Consider the following 20,899-nt stretch of genomic DNA (forward strand, 5'->3'; position numbering starts at 1 on the left):
ACATGTCGCTGTTCGTGCCCAGGTTCGACGACACCGTCCTGGTCCGGGACGCCGAGGCGGAGGTCCTCGGCGGTGCCCCGGTCGGAGTGAAGCTGCTGGCCGACAGCAGCGCCAGCGGCGGCGCGCTGTCCACCGTCCGTGTGACCCTCGGCGAGGGTGCCGACGGCGCCCGCCCGCACGTCCACCACAACTCGGCCGAGATGTTCTTCCTGCTCGACGGCGAGGCCGAGGTCCTCTCCGGCGACGACGTCGTCACCGCCGGGCGCGGCGACCTGATCATCGTCCCGCCGGATCGGCCCCACGCCTTCGCCGCCGCCCCGGGCAGCACCGCCGACCTGCTCATCGTCATCGCCCCGGGCGTCGAGCGCTTCGAGTACTTCCGCCATCTGCAGCGCATCCGCCTCGGCGAGGCCACCCCGGAGAGCCTGCTGGAGGTCCAGGAGCTGTACGACAACCACTTCCTGAAGAGCGACGCCTGGGACGGCCGCCACCACTGAGCACCGGGCGGCCGAGGGGGCCGGGGGCCTGGAGGGGGAAACCGTTTAACGGGCACACCCCCCGGCCCCATAGGATTGGGCCAAACCACACACACTCACCCCAGAGGATCGCTGCATGCCTGGCATCACGCGCGAGGAGGTCGCCCACCTCGCCCGGCTGGCGCGTCTGGAGCTGAAGCCCGAAGAGCTCGACCACTTCGCAGGCCAGCTGGACGACATCATCGGCGCGGTGGCCCGCGTCAGCGAGGTCGCCGACCAAGACGTACCGCCGACCTCGCACCCGCTCCCGCTGACGAACGTCATGCGGCCGGACGAGGTCCGTCCCTCGCTCACCCCCGAGCAGGCGCTCTCCGGCGCCCCGGCCCAGGAGCAGCAGCGTTTCAAGGTGCCGCAGATCCTGGGGGAGGACTGACCATGACGGACAGCATCATCAAGCTCACCGCGGCCGAGACCGCCGCGAAGATCGCCTCCGGCGAGCTCACGGCCGTCCAGGTCACCGAGGCGCACCTGGCCCGGATCGAGGCCGTCGACGAGAAGGTGCACGCCTTCCTGCACGTCGACCGCGAGGGCGCGCTCGCGCAGGCCCGCGCCGTGGACGCCAAGCGGGAGCGCGGCGAGAAGCTCGGCCCGCTGGCCGGCGTCCCGCTGGCGCTGAAGGACATCTTCACCACCGAGGGCGTGCCCACGACCGTCGGCTCGAAGATCCTCGAAGGCTGGATCCCGCCGTACGACGCGACCGTCACGCGCAAGCTGAAGGCCGCCGACATCGTGATCCTCGGCAAGACCAACATGGACGAGTTCGCCATGGGGTCCTCCACCGAGAACAGCGCCTTCGGCCCGACCGGCAACCCGTGGGACCTCACCAAGATCCCCGGCGGCTCCGGCGGCGGTTCCTCTGCCGCGCTCGCCGCCTTCGAGGCCCCGCTCGCCATCGGCACCGACACCGGCGGCTCCATCCGCCAGCCGGCCGCCGTCACCGGCACGGTCGGCGTGAAGCCGACCTACGGCGCGGTCTCCCGCTACGGCATGGTCGCCTTCTCCTCCTCCCTCGACCAGGGCGGCCCCTGTGCCCGCACGGTCCTGGACGCGGCCCTGCTGCACGAGGTGATCGCCGGCCACGACCCGATGGACTCCACCTCCATCGACGCCCCGGTCCCGCCGGTCGTCGAGGCCGCCCGCAACGGCAGCGTCGAGGGCATGCGCGTCGGCGTGGTCAAGCAGTTCCGCGGCGAGGGCTACCAGGCCGGCGTCATCCAGCGCTTCGACGAGTCCGTGGCGCTGCTGAAGGAGCTGGGCGCCGAGATCGTCGAGCTGGACTGCCCGTCCTTCGACCTCGCCCTGTCGGCGTACTACCTGATCGCCCCGTCCGAGTGCTCCTCGAACCTCGCCCGGTTCGACGGCCTGCGCTACGGCCTGCGCACCGGCGACGACGGCAGCCACTCGGCGGAGGAGGTCACCTCCCTGACCCGTGAGGCCGGCTTCGGCCCCGAGGTCAAGCGCCGCATCATGCTCGGCACCTACGCGCTCAGCTCCGGCTACTACGACGCGTACTACGGCTCCGCGCAGAAGGTCCGCACGCTGATCAAGCAGGACTTCGACAAGGCCTTCGAGCAGGTCGACGTGATCGTCTCCCCGACGACGCCGACCACCGCCTTCGCGATCGGCGAGCGCGCCGACGACCCGATGGCGATGTACCTCGCGGACCTGTGCACCATCCCGACCAACCTGGCGGGCAACGCGGCCATGTCCCTGCCCTGCGGTCTCGCCCCGGAGGACAACCTCCCGGTCGGCCTGCAGATCATCGCCCCGGTGATGAAGGACGAGCGCCTGTACAAGGTGGGCGCCGCCGTCGAGGCCGCCTTCGTGGAAAAGTGGGGGCACCCGCTCCTGGAGGAGGCTCCGTCGCTGTGAGCAAGCTGTCCAAGGCCAAGGACTTCAAGAAGTCCAAGTCCGGTACGTACCTGTCGATGGCCACCACCGCGTTCGGCGCGTTCGGTGTCGCCAAGCAGATCAAGAAGGCCCGCGCCGAGCAGGACACGCTGCGGCTGATCGACGCCACCGTCTCCGCGGTCGCGATCGTCACCGGCCTCGCCATCCTGTACCGCGAGCTGAAGCGGCTGGGCGACGACGACGTCCTGCTGGGCTGAGAGGGAAGTAGCACCGTGACCACCACGACCGACCTGGTGTCGTACGAGGACGCGCTCGCGTCGTACGACCCCGTCATGGGCCTCGAGGTCCATGTCGAACTCGGCACCAAGACCAAGATGTTCTGCGGCTGCTCGACCTCGCTCGGCGCCGACCCGAACAGCCAGACCTGCCCGGTCTGCCTCGGCCTGCCCGGCGCGCTCCCGGTCGTCAACGCGACCGGCGTCGAGTCCGCGATCAAGATCGGTCTCGCGCTGAACTGCGAGATCGCCGAGTGGTGCCGCTTCGCCCGGAAGAACTACTTCTATCCGGACATGCCGAAGAACTTCCAGACCTCCCAGTACGACGAGCCGATCGCCTTCAACGGCTATCTCGACGTGCAGCTGGAGGACGGCGAGGTCTTCCGCGTGGAGATCGAGCGCGCCCACATGGAGGAGGACACCGGCAAGTCGACGCACGTCGGCGGCGCCACCGGCCGTATCCACGGCGCGTCCCACTCCCTGCTGGACTACAACCGCGCCGGCATCCCGCTCATCGAGATCGTCACCAAGCCGATCGTGGGCGCCGGCGAGCGCGCCCCCGAGGTGGCCAAGGCGTACGTCCGCGAGCTGCGCGAGGTCATCCGCGCCCTCGGTGTGTCCGAGGCGCGCATGGAGATGGGCCAGATGCGCTGCGACGTGAACCTGTCGCTGATGCCGAAGGGCGCCGAGAAGTTCGGCACCCGCAGCGAGACGAAGAACGTCAACTCGCTGCGCTCGGTGGAGCGTGCGGCCCGCTACGAGATCCAGCGGCACGCGGCCGTCCTCTCCTCCGGCGGCACCATCGTCCAGGAGACCCGCCACTTCCACGAGGACACCGGGTCCACGACCTCGGGCCGCGTGAAGGAGGAGGCCGAGGACTACCGGTACTTCCCGGAGCCCGACCTGGTCCCGGTCGCCCCGTCCCGCGAGTGGGTCGAGGAGATCCGCGCGGCGCTGCCCGAGCTGCCGCTGGTGCGCCGCAACCGGCTGCGCGAGGAATGGGGGATCTCCGGCACCGACATGCAGGCGATCCTCAACGCCGGTGCGCTGGACCTGATCGTCGCCACCATCGACGCCGGTGCCGACGCGGCCTCCGCCCGCAAGTGGTGGATGGGTGAGCTGGCGCGCAGCGCCAACGAGTCCGGCACCGCCCTGGACGAACTGGCCATCACGCCGGAGCAGGTGGCCCGGGTGACCGAGCTGGTCGCCAAGGGCGACCTGAACGACAAGCTGGCCCGCCAGGTCATCGAGGGCGTCCTCGCCGGCGAGGGCACCCCCGACGAGGTCGTCGACAAGCGCGGCCTGAAGGTCGTCTCCGACGAGGGCGCGCTGACCGCCGCCGTGGAGGAGGCCATCGCCGGCAACCCGGGCATCGCGGACAAGATCCGCGGGGGCAAGGTGGCCGCGGCCGGCGCCCTGGTCGGCGCGGTCATGAAGGCCACACGCGGCCAGGCCGACGCGGCCCGCGTCAAGGAGCTGATCCTTCAGAAGCTGGGCGTCGAGGAGGGCTGAGCCCGCACCGCCGTACGGCACAGGCCCCGGGGACACCGCGTCCCCGGGGCCTGTCGCATGTGAGTGACGCCACTTCGGGTGACAGAGTGCCGTCCGCTGTCCTGTGACCTGGCTCCCAACCGCTGTGAACAAGGCCACGAAAGCCGCAAAGGATCATTTCCACCTGTAAGAGTGGCTTCGCATTCGTCATGCGTTCTTTGCGGGCTGTTCGGTTAATGAGCGATTGTTCCCGGTCAAAGATCCACAATTCAGTCACTCTGGGAGCAGGTTCGTGGCAGCCCTTGCACGCTGGTGTGTCCGACGGCGCCTGGTCGCCGTTCTGCTGTGGCTCCTCGCGTTCGGCGGGGTCACCGCGGCCGCCGCCGTGGCCGGCTCCGCCTACTCCAACGACTACGACGTCCCCGGCACCGCCTCCGGACACGCCGCCGAACTGCTCCAGGACGGCTTCCCCGGGATGGGCGGCGACAGCGACACCATCGTCTGGCACACCACCTCGGGCACCGTCCGCGCCGCCGACGTCGAGCAGACCATGACCCGCACGCTCGACAGGATCGACGACCTGCCCGGCGTGGCCTCCGTCAGCGGCCCCTACAACGGGCCGGGCGCGGGCAGGATCAGCGCCGACGGCCACACCGCCTACGCCACCCTCACCTTCGACCGGCCCGTCGAGCGCATCACCGCCGCCGAGGCGCAGGCCGTGGTGCACACCGCCAAGGCCGCCGAGGGCGACGGGCTCCAGGTCGAACTCGGCGGCAGCGCCATGGGGCTGACCAAGACCTCCGGCGGGCACCTCGCCGAGGTCGTCGGCGTGGTCGTCGCCGCCGTGGTGCTCTTCCTCGCCTTCGGCTCGCTCGCCGCCTCACTGCTGCCCATCGCCACCGCCCTGGTCGGCGTCGGCACCGCGTACGCCGGCATCGAACTGCTCGGGCACGCCATGACCGTCGCCGACTTCGCGCCCATGCTGGGGATGCTGATCGGCCTCGGCGTCGGCATCGACTACGCGCTGTTCATCGTCACCCGCCACCGGCGCGGCCTGAAACGCGGGCTGAGCGTGACGGAGGCGGCCACCGGCGCCGTCGCCACCACCGGACGGGCCGTGGTGTTCGCGGGTGCGACGGTGTGCATCGCCCTGCTCGGGATGCTGATACTGCGCCTGAGCTTCCTCAACGGCGTCGCCGTGGCCGCCTCGCTGACCGTGGTGCTCACCGTCGCCGCCTCCGTGACCCTGCTGCCCGCCCTGCTGTCGTTCATCGGCATGCGCGCCCTCAGCCGCCGCGAGCGGCGCCGGCTCGCCGAGCACGGACCGCAGCCCGAGCTGCCGACCGGGTTCGCGGCCCGCTGGTCGGCGTTCGTCGAGCGCCACCCCAAGGCCCTCGGCGGCATCGCCGTCGCCGTGATCGCCCTGCTCGCGCTGCCCACGCTCTCCCTGCACCTGGGCACCTCCGACCAGGGCAACGACCCGCGCACCTCCACCACCCGCAAGGCCTACGACCTCATCGCCGACGGCTTCGGGCCCGGCGTCAACGGCCCCCTCACGCTGGTGACGCGCGTAGACGGCGCCCAGGACCGGCTCGCCCTGGACAACCTCGACGCCACTCTGCGCGGCACCCGGGGCGTCGCCTCCGTGACCCCGGTGACCTACGGGCCCGGCGGCTCCACCGCCTACCTCACCGTCGTCCCCGACTCCGCGCCGCAGTCGAAGGCGACCAGCGACCTGGTCGAGCGGCTGCGCACCGACGTGCTGCCCCGCGCCGAGTCCGGCACCTCCCTCGACGTGTACGTCGGCGGGGTCACCGCCTCCTACGACGACTTCGCCGGCGTCATCGTCGGCAAGCTGCCGCTGTTCGTCGGCGTCGTCATCGGACTGGGCTGCCTGCTGTTGCTGCTCGCCTTCCGCTCCGTCGGCATCCCGCTGAAGGCCGCGGTGATGAACATCGCCGCCGTCGCCGCCGCGTTCGGCGTCGTCGTCGCGGTCTTCCAGTGGGGCTGGGGCAGCGACCTGCTGGGACTCGGCCGCGCGGGCCCCATCGAACCCTTCCTGCCCGTGATCATGGTGTCGGTCCTCTTCGGGCTCTCCATGGACTACCAGGTCTTCCTGGTCAGCCGGATGTACGAGGAGTGGCTGGAGACCGGCGACAACCGGCGCGCCGTGCGCATAGGGCTCGCCGAGACCAGCCGCGTGATCAACTCCGCGGCGGTCATCATGATCTCCGTCTTCCTCGCCTTCGTGCTCAGCGGCGACCGGGTCATCGCGATGTTCGGCATAGCGCTGGCCTCCGCCGTCGCCCTGGACGCCTTCGTCCTGCGCACCCTCCTCGTCCCGGCCCTGATGCACCTGCTCGGCGCCGCCAACTGGTGGCTGCCGCGCCGGCTGGACCGGGTGCTGCCCCGCATCAGCATCGAGCCGCCCGAGTGCCGCGCCGCCCATGAGAGGCTGGCCGCAGCGACGGACGCCGAGGTGGCGGACGTGCTGGCGAAGGAGCAGCAGCAGGATGTACGCGATATCCCTGGGTGACGACGGCGTCCTGATGCGCCCGCTGGAGCCCTGGCACGCCGAGGAGTTCCTCGCGCACCTGGAGCGCGGCCGGGAGTTCATCAACCAGTACGTCCCCTTCGGGTCGAAGGCCGTCGACGCCGCCACGGCCCGGGAGACCCTCCAGCGGTACGCGGACATGCGCGCCGCCGGCACCGCCTCGCTGCACGGGCTGTGGCTGGACGGCAAGCTCGTCGGAGGCGTGCTCACGCTGAACTTCGACGCCGACAACGGCACCTGCGAGGTCGGCTGCTGGCTGGAGCCGGCGGCGACCGGGCGCGGGCTGATCACCCGGGCCATGCGCGTGCTCATCGACTGGGCCGTCGAGGAGCGCGGCATCCACCGCGTCGAATGGGTCGCCTCCGCGGGCAACGTGCCCAGCATCAACGTCGCCCGGCGCCTCGGCATGACCCGCGACGGGGTACGGCGCTCGGCCTACCTCCACCACGGTGTCCGGCACGACCTGGAGATCTGGTCGGTGCTCGCCCCCGAGTGGCGTGCGGCACGCGCGCGTGACGGGCACGGCGCCGGCTGATCGTCGTTAAGGGACCTCTCAGACTCCGTCCGTACGGTGCGGAGCATGGCTACCAAGAGTGTGGACGCGGCCGCCGTCACGACGGCCGACGAGACGACGCGAACGGAGGAGGACACCGAGCAGGTCGCGGAGGCGGCCGCCGGGCGTGACCAGGAGCGGGCCGCCGAGGAGGCCCCCGCGCAGACGACGGAAGAAACCCCCGAAGAGGCCCCCGAAGCGGCTCCCGAAGAGGCCCCCGCGCAGGACAGCGGGCCGTCCGGGGTCGGCCAGGGCGCCGGAGCCGTGGTCGCCGCGGCGCTCGGCGTCGTCTCGCTGACCGGCAGCTGGATGGGCACCGTGGCCTCCGCGCGCGAGTCGCTCATCGGGCAGCTGCAGACCTCGTCGTCCTCCGGCGTGGCCAAGATGATCAAGGAGGGCTACGGCGACGCCTGGCACGCCAACGCGCTGTGGGCCGGCCTGTTCGCGCTGTCCGCCCTCGTCGTGGGCGTGGTCGTGCTCGTCCGGCCCGCGTTCGGGGAGCCCGGCCGCGCCCAGGCACCGTGGATCAGGTCCGTCGCCTGGGCGGGCGTCTCCCTGGGCGTGATCGGCCTGCTGCTGGCGGTCCTGAAGTACACGGACGTCCTGCTGGGCCTGCCCGCGACCGGCTGACCGGCGCAGGTCTTAGGTCCCGCGCCCTGCCTTACGGCGGACCTGAGGACCCCCCACCCGCGTCTAAGGCCCCCCGCGGCGCTCAAGATGCGGAAGTCTCCCGATGTGGCGGACCCCCCTGGGAGACGAAAGTTGAGGCATCGCAGCAAGCGAAGCCACCACTTTCGTCTCGCAGGGGGACACCATGTACGAGTACGACATCCAGCGGGCCCGCGCAGCCGAACTGATCCGCCGGGCCGACCAGGAGCGCCTGGCCCGCGAGGCCGCCCTCGCCCGCCGCGCCGCCCGCCGGGAAGCCGCCGCACGCACCGCCGAGGCGGAAGGCCATACCGGCCGCCTCCGCCGCCGCTGGTCCACCCGGGCCGCGTGACCACCGCCACGCCGGGTGCGGGCGGCCGCACGGGGGTCGACCGCCCGCACCCGACGGCACACCCGCACCCGGACTTCACCGCCACCGGCCTCCCCAGGGGGCCGGTGTCCGTCGTTCCGGGGGACCCCGAGACACCGTCGCGGTCGGCCGGGCACGACTCGACGGCCCTGACGTCCGTCTCCCCGGCGGCCGCCCCCGGCTCTGCCCGCAGGAAAACCGCTGCCGGGCCGTCCGAGGGGCATGCGATGCTCTCAGCCGTGGAGACCAGGTCCGTCAGTCCGGTGTTCGTCGGTCGCGCCGACGAGTTGGAGGCGTTGCGCGACGCGCTCGCCCGTGCCGCCGCGGGGGAGCCGCAGGCGCTGCTGATCGCCGGGGAGGCCGGCGTCGGCAAGACCCGCCTGGTGGAGGAGTTCGCCATGGCGGCCTGCCACACGGGCGCCGTCATCGCGGTCGGCGGCTGCGTGGAGATCGGCGCCGACGGGCTGCCGTTCGCCCCGTTCTCCGCCGCGCTGCGCGCCCTGCGCCGGGAGTTGCCCGACGCGTTCGCCGCCGCGGCCGCCGGCCAGGAGGAGGAACTGGCCCGGCTGCTGCCGGAACTGGGCGAGGCCGGCCCCGGCCGGCACGACGAGGAGGGCATGGCCCGCCTCTTCGAACTCACCGCCCGCGTCCTGCAGGAGGTCGCCGCCGACCGCACCGTCGTCGTCGCCCTGGAGGACCTGCACTGGGCCGACGCCTCCACCCGCCACCTCCTCGCCTACCTGCTGCGCACCCTGCGCTCCGGCCGGCTCGTCGTCCTCGGCACCTACCGCTCCGACGACATCCACCGCCGCCACCCGCTGCGCCCCCTGCTCGCCGAACTGGACCGGCTGCGCACCGTGCGCCGCCTCGACCTCGCCCGCTTCACCCGCGACGAGGTCTGCCGCCAGATCGCCGGCATCATCGCCACCGAACCCGACCCCGCCCAGGTCGACGACATCTTCGAACGCTCCGACGGCAACGCCTTCTTCGTCGAGGAACTCGCCGTCGCCGCCGACGCCGGCTGCTGCACCGGCCTCACCGACACCCTGCGCGACCTGCTCCTGGTACGGGTCGAGGCCCTGCCCGAGAGCGCCCAGCGCGTGGTGCGGGTGGTCGCCGAGGGCGGCTCCACCGTCGAGTACCGGCTGATCGCCGCCGTCGCCTCGCTCACCGAGGACGACCTCATCGAAGCGCTGCGGGCCGCCGTCAACGCCAGCATCCTCATCCCCACACCCGCCGGCGACGGCTACCGCTTCCGCCACTCCCTGGTCCGCGAGGCCGTCAGCGACGACCTGCTCCCCGGCGAGCGCTCCCGCCTCAACCGCCGCTACGCCGAGGCGCTGGAAACCGACCCCACCCTCGTCCCCGCCGACCAGCGCGCCATGCGCCTGGCCAGCTACTGGTACCACGCCCACGACCCCGCCAAGGCCCTGCCCGCCGTCCTGGACGCCTCCGTCACCGCGCGCCGCCGCCACGCCTACAGCGAGCAACTGGGGCTGCTGGAACGCGCGATGGAGCTGTGGGACGCCGTACCGGAGGACGTCCGCGCACGGCTGCGGCCCCTCGACCACGCCGAGGCCTACCCCGCGTGCGGCTGCGACCCCGAGGCCACGCCCCTGCGCTACCTCGACCTGATGGCCGAGGCGGCCGTCGCCGGGCGCCTCGCCATGGAACGCGAACGCGCCCTGAAGATCACCAAGCGGGCGCTGCGCCTGCTGGAGGACGACCCCGACCCGCTGCGCGCCGCCTGGTTCTGGAGCCAGCGCTCCCGGCTGGTGCAGGCCCTCGCCCGCGGTGACGGCTGGGACGAACTCGCCACCGCCCAGGAGCTGGTGCGCGGTCTGCCGCCGTCCACCGTGCACGCCGAGGTGCTCACCGTCGCCGCGGGCTGGTCGATGCTGCACAAGCCCGGCGCGGAAGCCCTCGCCGCCGCCGAGCGCGCGGTGCAGTACGCGCGCATGGTCGGCGCCCGGTCCGTGGAACTCAACGCCCGGCTGACCCTCGGCGGACTCATGGTCGACTCCGGCGCCGTCGACGACGGCCTCGCCGAGATGCGCCGGGTCCTGGAGCAGGCGGTCCGGGAGGGCGTGCCCAGCGTGGCCGGCCGCGCCTACGTCAACCTGCCCTCCGAGCTGGAGTCGGTCGGCCGCTCCCGTGAGGCCGCCGCCCTGCTGCGTGACGGCGCCGCCTACGCCCGCACCTACGGTCTGCTGGACTCCGAGTCGTGGGTGTGGGGCAACCTCTCCGACTCGCTGTACTCGCTGGGGGAGTGGGACGGCGCCGCCCAGGCCGCCGAGAACGCCCTGCGCCGCGGGCAGAGCGCCAAGCCGCAGGGCGCGGCCGCGCTCTGCCTGGCCCATCTCGCCCTCGCCCGCGGCGAGGTGACCGAGGCCGAACGCCGGCTGCAGGCCGCGCACGGCCACTTCGGCTCCCACGACCCGATGCCCCAGCAGTGGCTGCCGGTGGCCCGTATCGCCGTCGGGGTCGCCGCCGCGCAGGGCCGCCTGGCCGACGCCCGCGCCGCCCTCGCCCGGGCCCTGGACGCCGGCACCCCGCCCGGCACCCACCGCTACGCCTGGCCGCTGCTGCTGGCCGCCGCGACCGCCGAGGCCGACGCGCTCGCCCTGCCCGCCGCGCGGGACGGCCGCGAGCAGGCCCTCGACCGCGTCCTGGCGACCGTCAAGAAGCTCACCACCGCCGCCCCGATCTGGCACGCCCACGAACAGTGGGTCCGCGCCGAACTCCTGCGCGCCGAAGGCCGGGCCACCCCCGCCACCTGGTCGCCGGTCGTCACCGCCTTCGAGGCCCTGGAACGCCCCTACGACCTCGCCCGCGTCCGCCACCGCCTCGCCGAGGCCCTGGTCACCGAGGGCGGCGACGACGAGCGCGCCGGCGCCACCGAACTGCTCCGCCTCTCCCACGCCGTCGCCGAGCACCTGGGCGCGCGCCCGCTGGCCGACTCCGTCGCGCAGCTCGCCCGCCGCGCCCGGCTGCCCCTGACCGGGCCCGCGCAGGCCGCGCCCGCCCCCGCGGACCCGGCCGAGGCACTCGGCCTGACCACCCGGGAACGTGACGTGCTGCGCCTGGTCTCGGCCGGCCGCACCAACCGCCAGATAGCCGAGGAGCTGTTCATCTCGCCCAAGACGGCCAGCGTCCACGTGTCGAACATTCTGGCAAAGCTGGGCGTCTCCGGCCGGGGCGAGGCGGCGGCCGTCGCACACCGCCTGGGCCTGTTCCCGGAGGCCCTCCCTGTCCGTACGGCCCGGTGAGACGTAGGCTGGACGGACCCGGCAGGGGGGAGGGGCGGTGTTCAACGTCTTCGAGGAAGTGTTCGCGCCCGGTCGCAAACACACCCGCGACGAACAGAAGCGGCTGGAACTGACCCGTGAGGACGTCGGCGACGGCGACCCGGGGCGCGGCCCGATAGACCTGGCGTCCGGCAAGGTCGTCGTACGCCCACCCCGTGCGGAAACGGACGAGGACGCGGCGGACGAGGACAGGGTGGACCAGGACGCGGCGGACGAGGACGGGCCGGACGGCGAGGCCCCGGACGGAAAGGCCCCGGACGGCTGACGCGCCCCGCGGGCGTCAGCCGACCTGCAGCTCCAGGATCCGGTCGTCCCCCTTCTTCGGCTCGCCGCGCCCGTCGGTGTTGCTGGTGGTGACCCAGAGACGGTCGCCGCCCGCGGAGACCACCGTGCGCAGCCGGCCGTACGCCCCCACCAGGAACGCCTGCGGGGCGGCCGAGGCCTGCGTGCCCCGCAGCGGGATCCGCCACAGCCGCTCGCCCTTCAGCGCGGCCATCCACACCGAGCCGCCCGCGTAGGCGATGCCGCTCGGGGAGGCGTCGTCCGTGTGCCACTGGGCGACGGGGTTCTGGAACGCCGGGTCGTCGGAGCGGCCCTCGGCGTCCGGCCAGCCGTAGTTGCCGCCCGGTTCGATCGCGTTGAGCTCGTCCCAGGTGTCCTGGCCGAACTCGGAGGCGAACAGCCGCTGCCTGCCGTCCCAGGCGAGCCCCTGCACATTGCGGTGCCCGTAGGAGTACACGGGGGAGTCCGGGAAGGGGTTGCCCGGCGCGGGTTCGCCCTCCGGCGTGATCCGCAGGATCTTGCCGCCGAGGGACTTCTTGTCCTGGGCGAGCCCCCGCTCCCCGCTCTCGCCGGTCCCGGCGTACAGCATCCGGTCCGGGCCGAACGCGATCCGCCCGCCGTTGTGGATCACACCCTTGGGTATGCCCTTGAAGACGGTGTCGGGCGCGCCGAGCTGCTCGCCCTGCGGCTTCCTCGGGTCGTAGAGCAGGCGGGCGATGCGGTTGTCGGAGGCCGAGGTGAAGTAGGCGTAGATCATGTGGTCGGCGGCGTAGTCCGGGGACAGGGCGATCCCGAGCAGGCCGCCCTCGCCCTCCGCGGACACCCCGGACACCTCGCCCAGCAGGGTCTTGGCGCCGGTCTTCTCGTCCACGCGCGTGATCGTGCCCTCGTCCCGCGAGGCGACCAGCAGCGCGCCGTCCGGCAGCGGGGCGAGCCCCCACGGGGAGTTCAGGCCGGTCGCCACGGTGCGCAGCACCTTCACGCTGCCCTGGGCCGGCGGCGCGGACTCACCCGGCGCGGTGGCGGGCGTCCGCGGGGCCGTGCCGCCCGGCGAGGCGGTCGCGCCACCCGAACCGGCCCCTCCGGAGGAACAGCCGGCCAGCAGCACGGCGGCGACCACCACGGCCGGTACGGCTCGACGCGACACGATCCCGCTCCCCTCGACGAGTACCCTCCCCTTGATACACCGCCCGACGGCACGGCACGTACGCGATGCCCCATCCCGGGCCCCCGGCCGCGCCCGTCAGTCCCAGGAGCCCCGGGCCGCCGGCCGCGCCCGTCAGTCCCAGGAACCCCGGGCCCCCGGCCCCGCCCGTCAGTCCCAGGAGCCCCGGGCCGCCGGCAGCGCCGCCAGCTCCGCCATGTCCTGCGGCGTCAGCCGCAGCGCCGCGGCCGCCGCGTTCTCGGTGACCCAGCACTCCCGCTTGGCCCCCGGTACGGGCACCACGTGCCGTCCCTGGGCGAGCACCCACGCGAGCGCCACCTGCGCCGGTGTCACGGACTCCCCGTGGCGCCGCGCCACCCGCCGCAGGCCCGCGACGATCGGCTGGTTCGCCGCCATCATCTCCGCCGTGAACCGCGGGTGCCGGGCGCGCATGTCGTCCGGTTCGAACCCCTCGCCCGGCGTCAGCGTGCCGGTGAGGAAACCGTTCCCCAGGGGCATCGCCGCCAGGAAGCCGATGCCCCGCTCCGCGCACCACGGCAGCAGCGACCGCACCGCCTCCGGCGACCACACCGACAGCTCGGCCTGCACCGCGGTCACCGGGAACACCTGCTGCACCCGCCGCAACTGCCGCAACGTTCCTTCGTACAGGCCGCCCCCGGAGCGCCGGCCCCCGCGCACGCCCACCGCGCACAGCCCCAGCGCCCGCACCTTCCCGGCCCGCACGAGCTCCGCCATCGCGCCCCAGGTCTCCTCGACGGGCACCTCCGGGTCGGCGCGGTGCAGCTGGTAGAGGTCGATCACGTCCGTCTGCAGCCGGCGCAACGACGCGTCGCAGGCCCGCTTCACATACCCCGGCCGCCCGTTGGCCACGATGTGCTGGTCGCCCACCAGCAGCCCGACCTTCGTGGACACGAACGCGTCCGCCCGCCGCTCCTTCAGCACCCGCCCCAGCAGCAGCTCGTTGGTGAACGGCCCGTACATGTCGGCCGTGTCCAGCAGCGTCGAGCCCAGGTCGAGCGCCCGGTTGACCGCCCTGAGCGACTCCTCGCCCCGTTGCCGGGAGGCGCTGTAGGCCCAGCTCATCGGCATGCACCCGAGTCCGACGGCCCCCACCGAGAGCGCCCCCGCGCCGATCGTCCTGCGCTCCACGTGCTCGTGACCCTCCCTCTCCTGGCGCCCCCAACCTAACCTCTGCGCCCCGAAGGACCTGACATAGCCTCCACCCATGACTGCTGACGTGTGGCTGCCCCTTCCGGCCGACGAGATCGAAGGCCTCCCCGAGGGCCCGTCGTACCGCTTCTGGAACGGCGAGCCGGACTTCCCCGCCGACCCGGCCGACTGCGTCTTCTACGTCGTGCCGTACATGAAGCCCAGCGGGGTCGGCGTGCGCCCGCTGCCCGAGATGCGTGGCGTCCAGGTCGTGCAGACCCTCTCCGCCGGCATCGACCACGTGCAGCCGGGCCTGCGGTACCTGCGCCCCGGCGTGCGGCTGTGCAACGCCCGCGGCGTCCACGAGGCCAGCACCGCCGAACTGACCCTCGCCCTCATCCTGGCCTCCCTGCGCGGCATCCCCGACTTCGTGCGGGCGCAGGAGCGCGGCGAGTGGCTCGGCGGCTTCCGTCCCGCCCTCGCCGACAAGACCGTCCTCATCGTCGGCTACGGCTCCATCGGCGCCGCGATCGAGGACCGGCTCACGCCGTTCGAGCTCGCGCGGGTGGTGCGCGTCGCGCGCTCCGCCCGCACCACGGAGCGCGGCCCCGTGCACCCGCTCACCGACCTGCCCGCGCTGCTGCCCGAGGCGGACGTCGTCGTGCTGTCCACCCCGCTCACCGACGCCACCCGCCATCTCGCCGACGGCGACTTCCTGGCCCGTATGAAGGACGGCGCCCTGCTCGTCAACGTCGCGCGCGGCCCCGTCGTGGACACCAAGGCGCTGCTCGCCGAACTGGAGAGCGGCCGCCTCACCGCCGCCCTGGACGTCACCGACCCCGAGCCACTGCCCCGCGAACACCCGCTCTGGCAGGCGCCCGGGGTCCTCATCAGCCCGCACGTCGGCGGTCCCACGTCCGCGTTCCTGCCGCGTGCCAAGCGGCTGCTGGTGGACCAGTTGACCCGGTTCGTGAACCAGGAGCCGCTGCGCAACGTGATCCTTACGACGGGGGCGGACGGCGGCGCGTGACCCGGCCCGGTAACCGCACGGTCCGCTTCGGGCACCCTCCGCAGTCCCCCGAACGCGGCCCGTACCCGCGTTCCCGCTGGTCGTCACGGAGCGTAGAGGAACTATGTCCCTGAGTGACGGTCCTGGTGTATCGTCCCGACTGGGGCTGCGCCGCGCGCCGTTCGGCGCCGGGGATGGACATCTCAGTACTTGTGAGACATGTGAGGGGGGCGACGGGCGATGCACGGACTGGGGACCGATGATCCGCTGTCGGGCCGCCGACGGCGACCCTGGCGCACGGCCGCGCGCACACGCGGCCACCACGGCTGTCACCACGCGAGTCCGGCCGGCCGCACGGGCCGGACCGGCCGCGCGGGCCAGGGCCCGGCGGGTCACGGCGGCCACCCGGCCGCGCGCGGCCGCCACCACACTCCGCACGCCCGCCGGCCGGGCGCCCGCCGGAAGAACCCCCATCCGGCGCATCGGGACCCCCGGGACCCGGGAGCCGCACGAACCGGGAGGCCGCGGTGAGCTCGCCCCCGCCCCCCGTCACCACCCTGGACGGCGCGCTGCGGACCCCGCACCCGGCGCCCGCGCCGCCGCGCCCCGCACCGGCCGGTGACGGCGGCCGCAACCTCGTCCACCAGCTGCTCGTCGCCCTGGTCTGCGCGGCCTACGCCGTCGGTTCCGCGCTCGACTGGGGATCCCAGGAAGTCGCGCTGGTCATGGGCGACTTCGGGCTGGCCGCCGCCGCGGGCACGGCGTCGGTGTCCTGCTTCGTGTACGCGCGCGTGCGCCGGGTCCGCTTCCGCCCGGCCTGGCTGCTGTTCGCCTTCTCCTCGGCGATGGCCGCCCTCGGCAACGGCGTCTGGGGGTGGTACGAGGTCGTCCTCGACCAGCCCGTGCCGAGCCCCTCCATCGCCGACCTGTTCTTCCTGTGCTTCGCCCCGCCCGCCATCGTCGGCCTGCTCGTCCTCGCCAAACGGCCGGTGACGAAGGCGGGTTGGGTGTGCCTGGCGCTGGACGCCTGGCTGATCGCCGGCTCCCTGCTCACCCTCGCCTGGAGCCTCGCGCTCGCCCAGGCGGCCAAGTTCGACGGACCCAGCGTGACCCACGCCGCCCTGTCGCTGGCGTACCCGCTGCTGGACATCGCCCTGGTCAGCATCGTGCTGGTGCTGCACTTCCGGCGCTCGGCCGTCAACCGCACCGCCGTCAACACCGCGATCGGCGCGCTCGCCCTGACGGTGATGTGCGACGCGCTGTTCACCTCGCCGCTGCTGCACAACAACTACCACTCGGGGCAACTGCTCGACGCGGGCTGGTTCGCCGGCTCGCTGCTGCTCGCCTACGCCCCCTGGGCCGCGTCCCGCAGCCCCCGCGCGAAGGCCGCGCACGGGCACACGCGCGTGGTGCACGAACACCTGCCCGGCAGCCGGCGCGGCGGCCACCACCCCGCGCCCGAGGAGACCGCGCCCGGACCGGCGGGCCACGCGCCCGCCCTGCCCGGCGCCGTCCCCTCCCTGCCCGCCCCGCCCGTGTCCGTGCCGCCCGTGCCCCCGCCGGGACCGGCCGGCGAGCACGCCCGGTACCCGGCCACCCGGCCCATCACCGGCTCCCTCGCCGCCCTCACGCCCTACCTGGCCGCGGCGGTCTGCACCCTCGGGATCCTCTACAACGTCCTCAACGGCCACAGCGTCTCCCGGGTGGTGCTGCTGACCGGCGGCACCGTCGTCCTCGCGCTGGTGGCCCGCCAGGGCATCATGCTGCGCGACAACATCACCCTCACCCAGGAACTGGCGCAGAAGGAGAACCACTTCCGCTCCCTGGTGCAGGGCTCCAGCGACGTCATCATGATCGCCGCGCCCAACGGCATCCTCCGGTACGTCTCCCCGGCCGCCGCCGGGGTCTACGGGCGCCCCGCCGAGGAGCTGGTGGGGACCGAGCTGGCGAGCCTGATCCACCCCGAGGACCTGGGCTGCGTGATGCACGAGATCCGCCGCTTCCTCGCCACCAGTCCGCACGTCGAACCCACCACCCGCATCGAGTGCCGGTTCAGCTCCGGCGACGGCGGCTGGCTCAACGTCGAGTCGACCGTCAACCGCCACCACGGCGGGCTGATCTTCAACAGCCGGGACGTGACCGAAAGAGTGCGCCTGCAGGCGCAGCTCCAGCACAACGCCGAGCACGACCCGCTCACCGACCTGCCCAACCGGGCGCTGTTCACCCGGCGGGTGCAGCAGGCGCTGTCCGGCCGCCGCTCCGGCGACCGCGGCCCCGCCCTGCGCAACACCGCCGTGCTCTTCATCGACCTGGACGGCTTCAAGGCGGTCAACGACACCATCGGCCACCAGGCCGGGGACGAACTGCTCGTGCAGGCCGCCCGAAGACTCCAGGACGCGGTCCGGCGCGGGGACACCGCGGCCCGGCTCGGCGGTGACGAGTTCGCCGCCCTGATCGCCGGGGACGGCACCCGCGACCGCACGGCACGGGAGCGGCACATCCTGGAGCTCGCCGACCGCCTCAGGGTGACGCTGTCCCTGCCGTACGAGATCGACGGCAACGACGTGCGGGTCGCCGCGTCCATCGGCGTCGCCTTCGCCGAACCGGGCCTCGGCGCCGGTGAACTGCTGCGCAACGCCGACCTGGCGATGTACCGGGCCAAGGCGGCGGGCAAGGGCCGCGTCGAGCTGTACCGGCCGCAGATGCAGCAGGACGTGGTGCGCAGGACCGAGCTGGCCGGCCGGCTGCGCGCCGCGCTCCACGACGGCGAGTTCTGCCTGCTGCACCAGCCCGTGGTGCGGCTGGAGGACGGCCGGATCACGGCGGTGTCCGCGCAGGCGCGCTGGCGCTCCTCGCAGGGCGTGCTGTTCACGCCGGCCGAGTTCCTGCGGGTCGCCGAGGACAGCGACAAGACGGCCGAGCTGGGCCGCTGGATGCTCCAGGAGGCCGTCGAGCAGGCCGCCGAGCGCACCGGGACCGGCAGAGCCGTCCCCGTCGCCGTACGCGTCTCGGCGCGGCGGCTGCTGGACCGGTCGCTGCCGCTCGGCTCGATCGAGGCGCTGCTGACCCGCCACGGGCTGCCGTCCGGAGCGCTGGTGGTGGAGCTGGCCGACCTCGACCCGCGCATCCCGCTGGAGGAGCTGGAGCGGCGGCTGACGGCCCTGAAGCGGCTCGGCGTGCGCATCGCGCTGGACGGCTTCGGCAGCGGCTACGCCTCGCTCACGGCGCTGCGCAGACTGCCCGTCGACGTGCTCAAGCTGGACCGCGGCCTGGTCGAGGGCGTCGTGGAGTCCGCGCGCCTGCACAAGATCACCGGCGGGCTGCTGCGGATCGCCGCCGACCTCGGGCTGCAGTCCGTGGCCGAGGGGGTGGACCTGCCCGAACAGGTCGTCGCGCTGCGCGCGATGGGCTGCACCCACGGCCAGGGCATGGCGTTCGCCGGCCCGCTGGACGAGTACCGGCTGCGCAGAGCGCTCGGTTCCGGCCACTGCCCGGTGCCGCACGGGCCGGCCGAACCGGCGTTCGCGGGCGGTGGCCGTACGGGTGTTCCGGCCGTTCTGGGAGGCGGGACGGCACTGCGCTCACATAATGAGACTCCCGTCCCACCCACTTGACACCGGGTGCGTGCCGGGGGGAGGGTCAGTGCCATGCGCACCCGAATTCTCGTACTTGGACAGCGCGTCGGCTGACGCTGAGCCCCGATCGCTCAGCGACCCCCACCCGGCGCGCTCCCCTCGCTTGCCTTACGGCACGAGGGGTTTTTTGTTGCACAGGCAGCAAACGCACATCGCCCAAACTTCGCAAAAACCCTCAGCATCGAGAAGAGAATGCCGATGACCGAGCAGGCCACCGGGGCCCATCATCCGCAGCCGCGGCCCCGTTCCGGAGGACAGCAGGCCCCCGTCGAGCACGTCACGGGTGCGCAGTCCCTCATCCGCTCCCTCGAGGAGGTCGGGGCGGACACGGTATTCGGCATTCCGGGCGGAGCGATCCTCCCCGCCTACGACCCGCTGATGGACTCCACCCGGGTGCGCCACGTCCTGGTCCGCCACGAGCAGGGCGCGGGCCACGCGGCCACCGGCTACGCGCAGGCCACCGGCAAGGTCGGCGTCTGCATGGCCACCTCGGGTCCCGGCGCCACCAACCTGGTCACCCCGATCGCCGACGCGCACATGGACTCGGTGCCGATGGTCGCGATCACCGGCCAGGTCGCCTCCACCTCGATCGGCACGGACGCCTTCCAGGAGGCGGACATCGTCGGCATCACCATGCCGATCACCAAGCACAACTTCCTCGTCACCAAGGCCGAGGACATCCCGCGGGTCATCGCGCAGGCGTTCCACATCGCCTCCACCGGCCGCCCGGGCCCCGTCCTGGTCGACATCTCCAAGGACGCCCTCCAGGCGAAGACCACCTTCTCCTGGCCGCCGGTGATGGACCTGCCCGGCTACCGCCCGGTGACCAAGCCGCACGCCAAGCAGATCCGCGAGGCCGCGAAGCTGATCACCTCCGCCAAGCGTCCCGTCCTCTACGTCGGCGGCGGCGTGCTGAAGGCCCAGGCCACCGCCGAACTGAAGGTCCTCGCCGAACTGACCGGAGCGCCCGTCACCACCACCCTGATGGCGCTCGGCGCGTTCCCCGACAGCCACCCGCTGCACGTGGGAATGCCGGGCATGCACGGTGCGGTCACCGCCGTCACCGCGCTGCAGAAGGCCGACCTGATCGTCGCCCTCGGTGCCCGCTTCGACGACCGCGTCACCGGCAAGCTGGACAGCTTCGCGCCCTACGCGAAGATCGTCCACGCCGACATCGACCCGGCCGAGATCGGCAAGAACCGCGCCGCCGACGTGCCGATCGTCGGTGACGCCCGCGAGGTCATCGCCGACCTGATCCAGGCCGTGCAGAAGGAGCACAGCGAGGGCCACAAGGGTGACTACAGCGCCTGGTGGAAGGACCTCAGCCGCTGGCGCGACACCTACCCGCTCGGCTACGACCAGCCGGAGGACGGCTCGCTGTCCCCGCAGCAGGTCATCGAGCGCATCGGCAAGCTCGCCCCGGAGGGCACGATCTTCGCCGCGGGCGTCGGCCAGCACCAGATGTGGGCCGCGCACTTCATCGACTACGAGAAGCCCGCGACCTGGCTGAACTCCGGCGGCGCCGGGACCATGGGCTACGCCGTCCCGGCCGCCATGGGCGCCAAGGCCGGCGCCCCGGACAAGACGGTGTGGGCGATCGACGGCGACGGCTGCTTCCAGATGACCAACCAGGAGCTGACCACCTGCGCCCTGAACGGCATCCCGATCAAGGTCGCCGTCATCAACAACGGCGCCCTCGGCATGGTCCGCCAGTGGCAGACGCTGTTCTACAACCAGCGCTACTCCAACACCGTCCTGCACTCCGGCCCGGAGCACGACGGCAAGGCGCCCGCCCAGGGCACCCGGGTCCCCGACTTCGTCAAGCTGTCGGAGGCCATGGGCTGCTACGCGATCCGCTGCGAGGACCCCGCCGACCTCGACAAGGTCATCGAGGAGGCGAACTCCGTCAACGACCGCCCCGTCGTCATCGACTTCATCGTCCACCAGGACGCCATGGTCTGGCCGATGGTCGCCGCCGGCACCTCCAACGACGAGATCATGGCCGCCCGGGACGTCCGCCCGGACTTCGGCGACAACGAAGACGACTGACCGAGGAAGAGAGCTTCACGAATC

The 20,899-nt window shown here is 73.0% G+C and carries 16 protein-coding genes; 14 read left to right on the forward strand and 2 right to left on the reverse strand.

Annotated elements, in window-relative coordinates; all coding sequences use genetic code 11:
- Positions 1 to 2 precede the first annotated feature (2 nt).
- The 11 genes from ACF1AL_RS30055 to ACF1AL_RS30105 all read left to right on the forward strand — a co-directional run bounded on the left by ACF1AL_RS30055 (position 3) and on the right by ACF1AL_RS30105 (position 11,851).
- The gene (locus ACF1AL_RS30055) at positions 3 to 497 is read left to right on the forward strand and encodes a cupin domain-containing protein (protein ID WP_391698166.1); all 495 of its coding nucleotides are present in this window, start codon (positions 3 to 5) and stop codon (positions 495 to 497) included.
- Positions 498 to 612: 115 nt separating this feature from the next.
- Positions 613 to 909: an Asp-tRNA(Asn)/Glu-tRNA(Gln) amidotransferase subunit GatC gene (gatC, locus tag ACF1AL_RS30060; protein WP_031117542.1), complete on the forward strand. Its 297-nt coding sequence runs from the start codon at positions 613 to 615 to the stop codon at positions 907 to 909.
- A 2-nt stretch (positions 910 to 911) separates the two neighbouring features.
- On the forward strand, positions 912 to 2,408 hold the full coding sequence (gene gatA, locus ACF1AL_RS30065) for an Asp-tRNA(Asn)/Glu-tRNA(Gln) amidotransferase subunit GatA (RefSeq protein WP_366839456.1): 1,497 nt from the start codon (positions 912 to 914) through the stop codon (positions 2,406 to 2,408).
- Complete coding sequence (locus ACF1AL_RS30070; protein ID WP_351892698.1) at positions 2,405 to 2,644, forward strand: hypothetical protein; 240 nt, start codon at positions 2,405 to 2,407, stop codon at positions 2,642 to 2,644. The genes gatA and ACF1AL_RS30070 overlap by 4 nt, the downstream gene beginning before the upstream one ends.
- 15 nt (positions 2,645 to 2,659) lie before the next feature.
- On the forward strand, positions 2,660 to 4,174 hold the full coding sequence (gatB, locus tag ACF1AL_RS30075) for an Asp-tRNA(Asn)/Glu-tRNA(Gln) amidotransferase subunit GatB (protein WP_366839457.1): 1,515 nt from the start codon (positions 2,660 to 2,662) through the stop codon (positions 4,172 to 4,174).
- A 271-nt stretch (positions 4,175 to 4,445) separates the two neighbouring features.
- Complete coding sequence (locus ACF1AL_RS30080) at positions 4,446 to 6,689, forward strand: MMPL family transporter (RefSeq protein ID WP_391698173.1); 2,244 nt, start codon at positions 4,446 to 4,448, stop codon at positions 6,687 to 6,689.
- On the forward strand, positions 6,667 to 7,242 hold the full coding sequence (locus tag ACF1AL_RS30085) for a GNAT family N-acetyltransferase (RefSeq protein WP_384212942.1): 576 nt from the start codon (positions 6,667 to 6,669) through the stop codon (positions 7,240 to 7,242). Before ACF1AL_RS30080 ends, ACF1AL_RS30085 begins: the two co-directional genes overlap by 23 nt.
- A 45-nt stretch (positions 7,243 to 7,287) precedes the next feature.
- Positions 7,288 to 7,890 carry a hypothetical protein gene (locus tag ACF1AL_RS30090; protein ID WP_391819652.1) on the forward strand — a complete coding sequence of 201 codons (603 nt, stop codon included), beginning with the start codon at positions 7,288 to 7,290 and terminating at the stop codon, positions 7,888 to 7,890.
- Between the two features lie 184 nt (positions 7,891 to 8,074).
- Positions 8,075 to 8,260, forward strand: a complete 186-nt coding sequence (locus ACF1AL_RS30095; RefSeq protein ID WP_391698182.1) for a hypothetical protein — start codon at positions 8,075 to 8,077, stop codon at positions 8,258 to 8,260.
- 245 nt (positions 8,261 to 8,505) lie between these two features.
- Complete coding sequence (locus ACF1AL_RS30100; protein ID WP_391819654.1) at positions 8,506 to 11,547, forward strand: AAA family ATPase; 3,042 nt, start codon at positions 8,506 to 8,508, stop codon at positions 11,545 to 11,547.
- Between the two features lie 37 nt (positions 11,548 to 11,584).
- Positions 11,585 to 11,851, forward strand: coding sequence for a DUF6191 domain-containing protein (locus tag ACF1AL_RS30105; RefSeq protein ID WP_391819656.1), 267 nt, complete (start codon positions 11,585 to 11,587; stop codon positions 11,849 to 11,851).
- Between the two features lie 15 nt (positions 11,852 to 11,866).
- Here the strand turns inward: ACF1AL_RS30105 and ACF1AL_RS30110 are convergent, their stop codons facing one another.
- Together ACF1AL_RS30110 and ACF1AL_RS30115 are read right to left on the reverse strand one after the other, a co-directional pair.
- A complete protein-coding gene (locus ACF1AL_RS30110) occupies positions 11,867 to 13,015 on the reverse strand; it encodes a PQQ-dependent sugar dehydrogenase (RefSeq protein ID WP_391819658.1) in 1,149 nt (382 codons plus the stop codon).
- 168 nt (positions 13,016 to 13,183) lie between these two features.
- Positions 13,184 to 14,182: an aldo/keto reductase gene (locus tag ACF1AL_RS30115; protein ID WP_391819660.1), complete on the reverse strand. Its 999-nt coding sequence runs from the start codon at positions 14,180 to 14,182 to the stop codon at positions 13,184 to 13,186.
- Positions 14,183 to 14,258: 76 nt separating this feature from the next.
- Between ACF1AL_RS30115 and ACF1AL_RS30120 the strand changes: the two genes are divergently transcribed.
- From ACF1AL_RS30120 to ACF1AL_RS30130, 3 genes are all read left to right on the forward strand, one after another.
- Positions 14,259 to 15,212 carry a 2-hydroxyacid dehydrogenase gene (locus ACF1AL_RS30120; protein ID WP_391828194.1) on the forward strand — a complete coding sequence of 318 codons (954 nt, stop codon included), beginning with the start codon at positions 14,259 to 14,261 and terminating at the stop codon, positions 15,210 to 15,212.
- 506 nt (positions 15,213 to 15,718) lie between these two features.
- Entirely contained in the window at positions 15,719 to 18,805 is a 3,087-nt protein-coding gene (locus ACF1AL_RS30125; RefSeq protein WP_391698197.1) for a putative bifunctional diguanylate cyclase/phosphodiesterase, read from the forward strand.
- 213 nt (positions 18,806 to 19,018) lie between these two features.
- On the forward strand, positions 19,019 to 20,875 hold the full coding sequence (locus ACF1AL_RS30130) for an acetolactate synthase large subunit (protein ID WP_366839468.1): 1,857 nt from the start codon (positions 19,019 to 19,021) through the stop codon (positions 20,873 to 20,875).
- Positions 20,876 to 20,899: the final 24 nt, after the last annotated feature.

The organism is Streptomyces sp. NPDC014801 (assembly GCF_043082085.1).
Taxonomy (GTDB): domain Bacteria; phylum Actinomycetota; class Actinomycetes; order Streptomycetales; family Streptomycetaceae; genus Streptomyces.

What these genes read in the sequence shown, in the direction of transcription:
- ACF1AL_RS30055 (WP_391698166.1), top strand. Translation starts at nt 3, where the DNA reads ATGTCGCTGTTCGTGCCCAGGTTCGACGACACCGTCCTGGTCCGGGAC.
- gatC (WP_031117542.1), top strand. Translation starts at nt 613, where the DNA reads ATGCCTGGCATCACGCGCGAGGAGGTCGCCCACCTCGCCCGGCTGGCG.
- gatA (WP_366839456.1), top strand. Translation starts at nt 912, where the DNA reads ATGACGGACAGCATCATCAAGCTCACCGCGGCCGAGACCGCCGCGAAG.
- ACF1AL_RS30085 (WP_384212942.1), top strand. Translation starts at nt 6,667, where the DNA reads ATGTACGCGATATCCCTGGGTGACGACGGCGTCCTGATGCGCCCGCTG.
- ACF1AL_RS30090 (WP_391819652.1), top strand. Translation starts at nt 7,288, where the DNA reads ATGGCTACCAAGAGTGTGGACGCGGCCGCCGTCACGACGGCCGACGAG.
- ACF1AL_RS30095 (WP_391698182.1), top strand. Translation starts at nt 8,075, where the DNA reads ATGTACGAGTACGACATCCAGCGGGCCCGCGCAGCCGAACTGATCCGC.
- ACF1AL_RS30100 (WP_391819654.1), top strand. Translation starts at nt 8,506, where the DNA reads ATGCTCTCAGCCGTGGAGACCAGGTCCGTCAGTCCGGTGTTCGTCGGT.
- ACF1AL_RS30120 (WP_391828194.1), top strand. Translation starts at nt 14,259, where the DNA reads ATGACTGCTGACGTGTGGCTGCCCCTTCCGGCCGACGAGATCGAAGGC.
- ACF1AL_RS30130 (WP_366839468.1), top strand. Translation starts at nt 19,019, where the DNA reads ATGCCGATGACCGAGCAGGCCACCGGGGCCCATCATCCGCAGCCGCGG.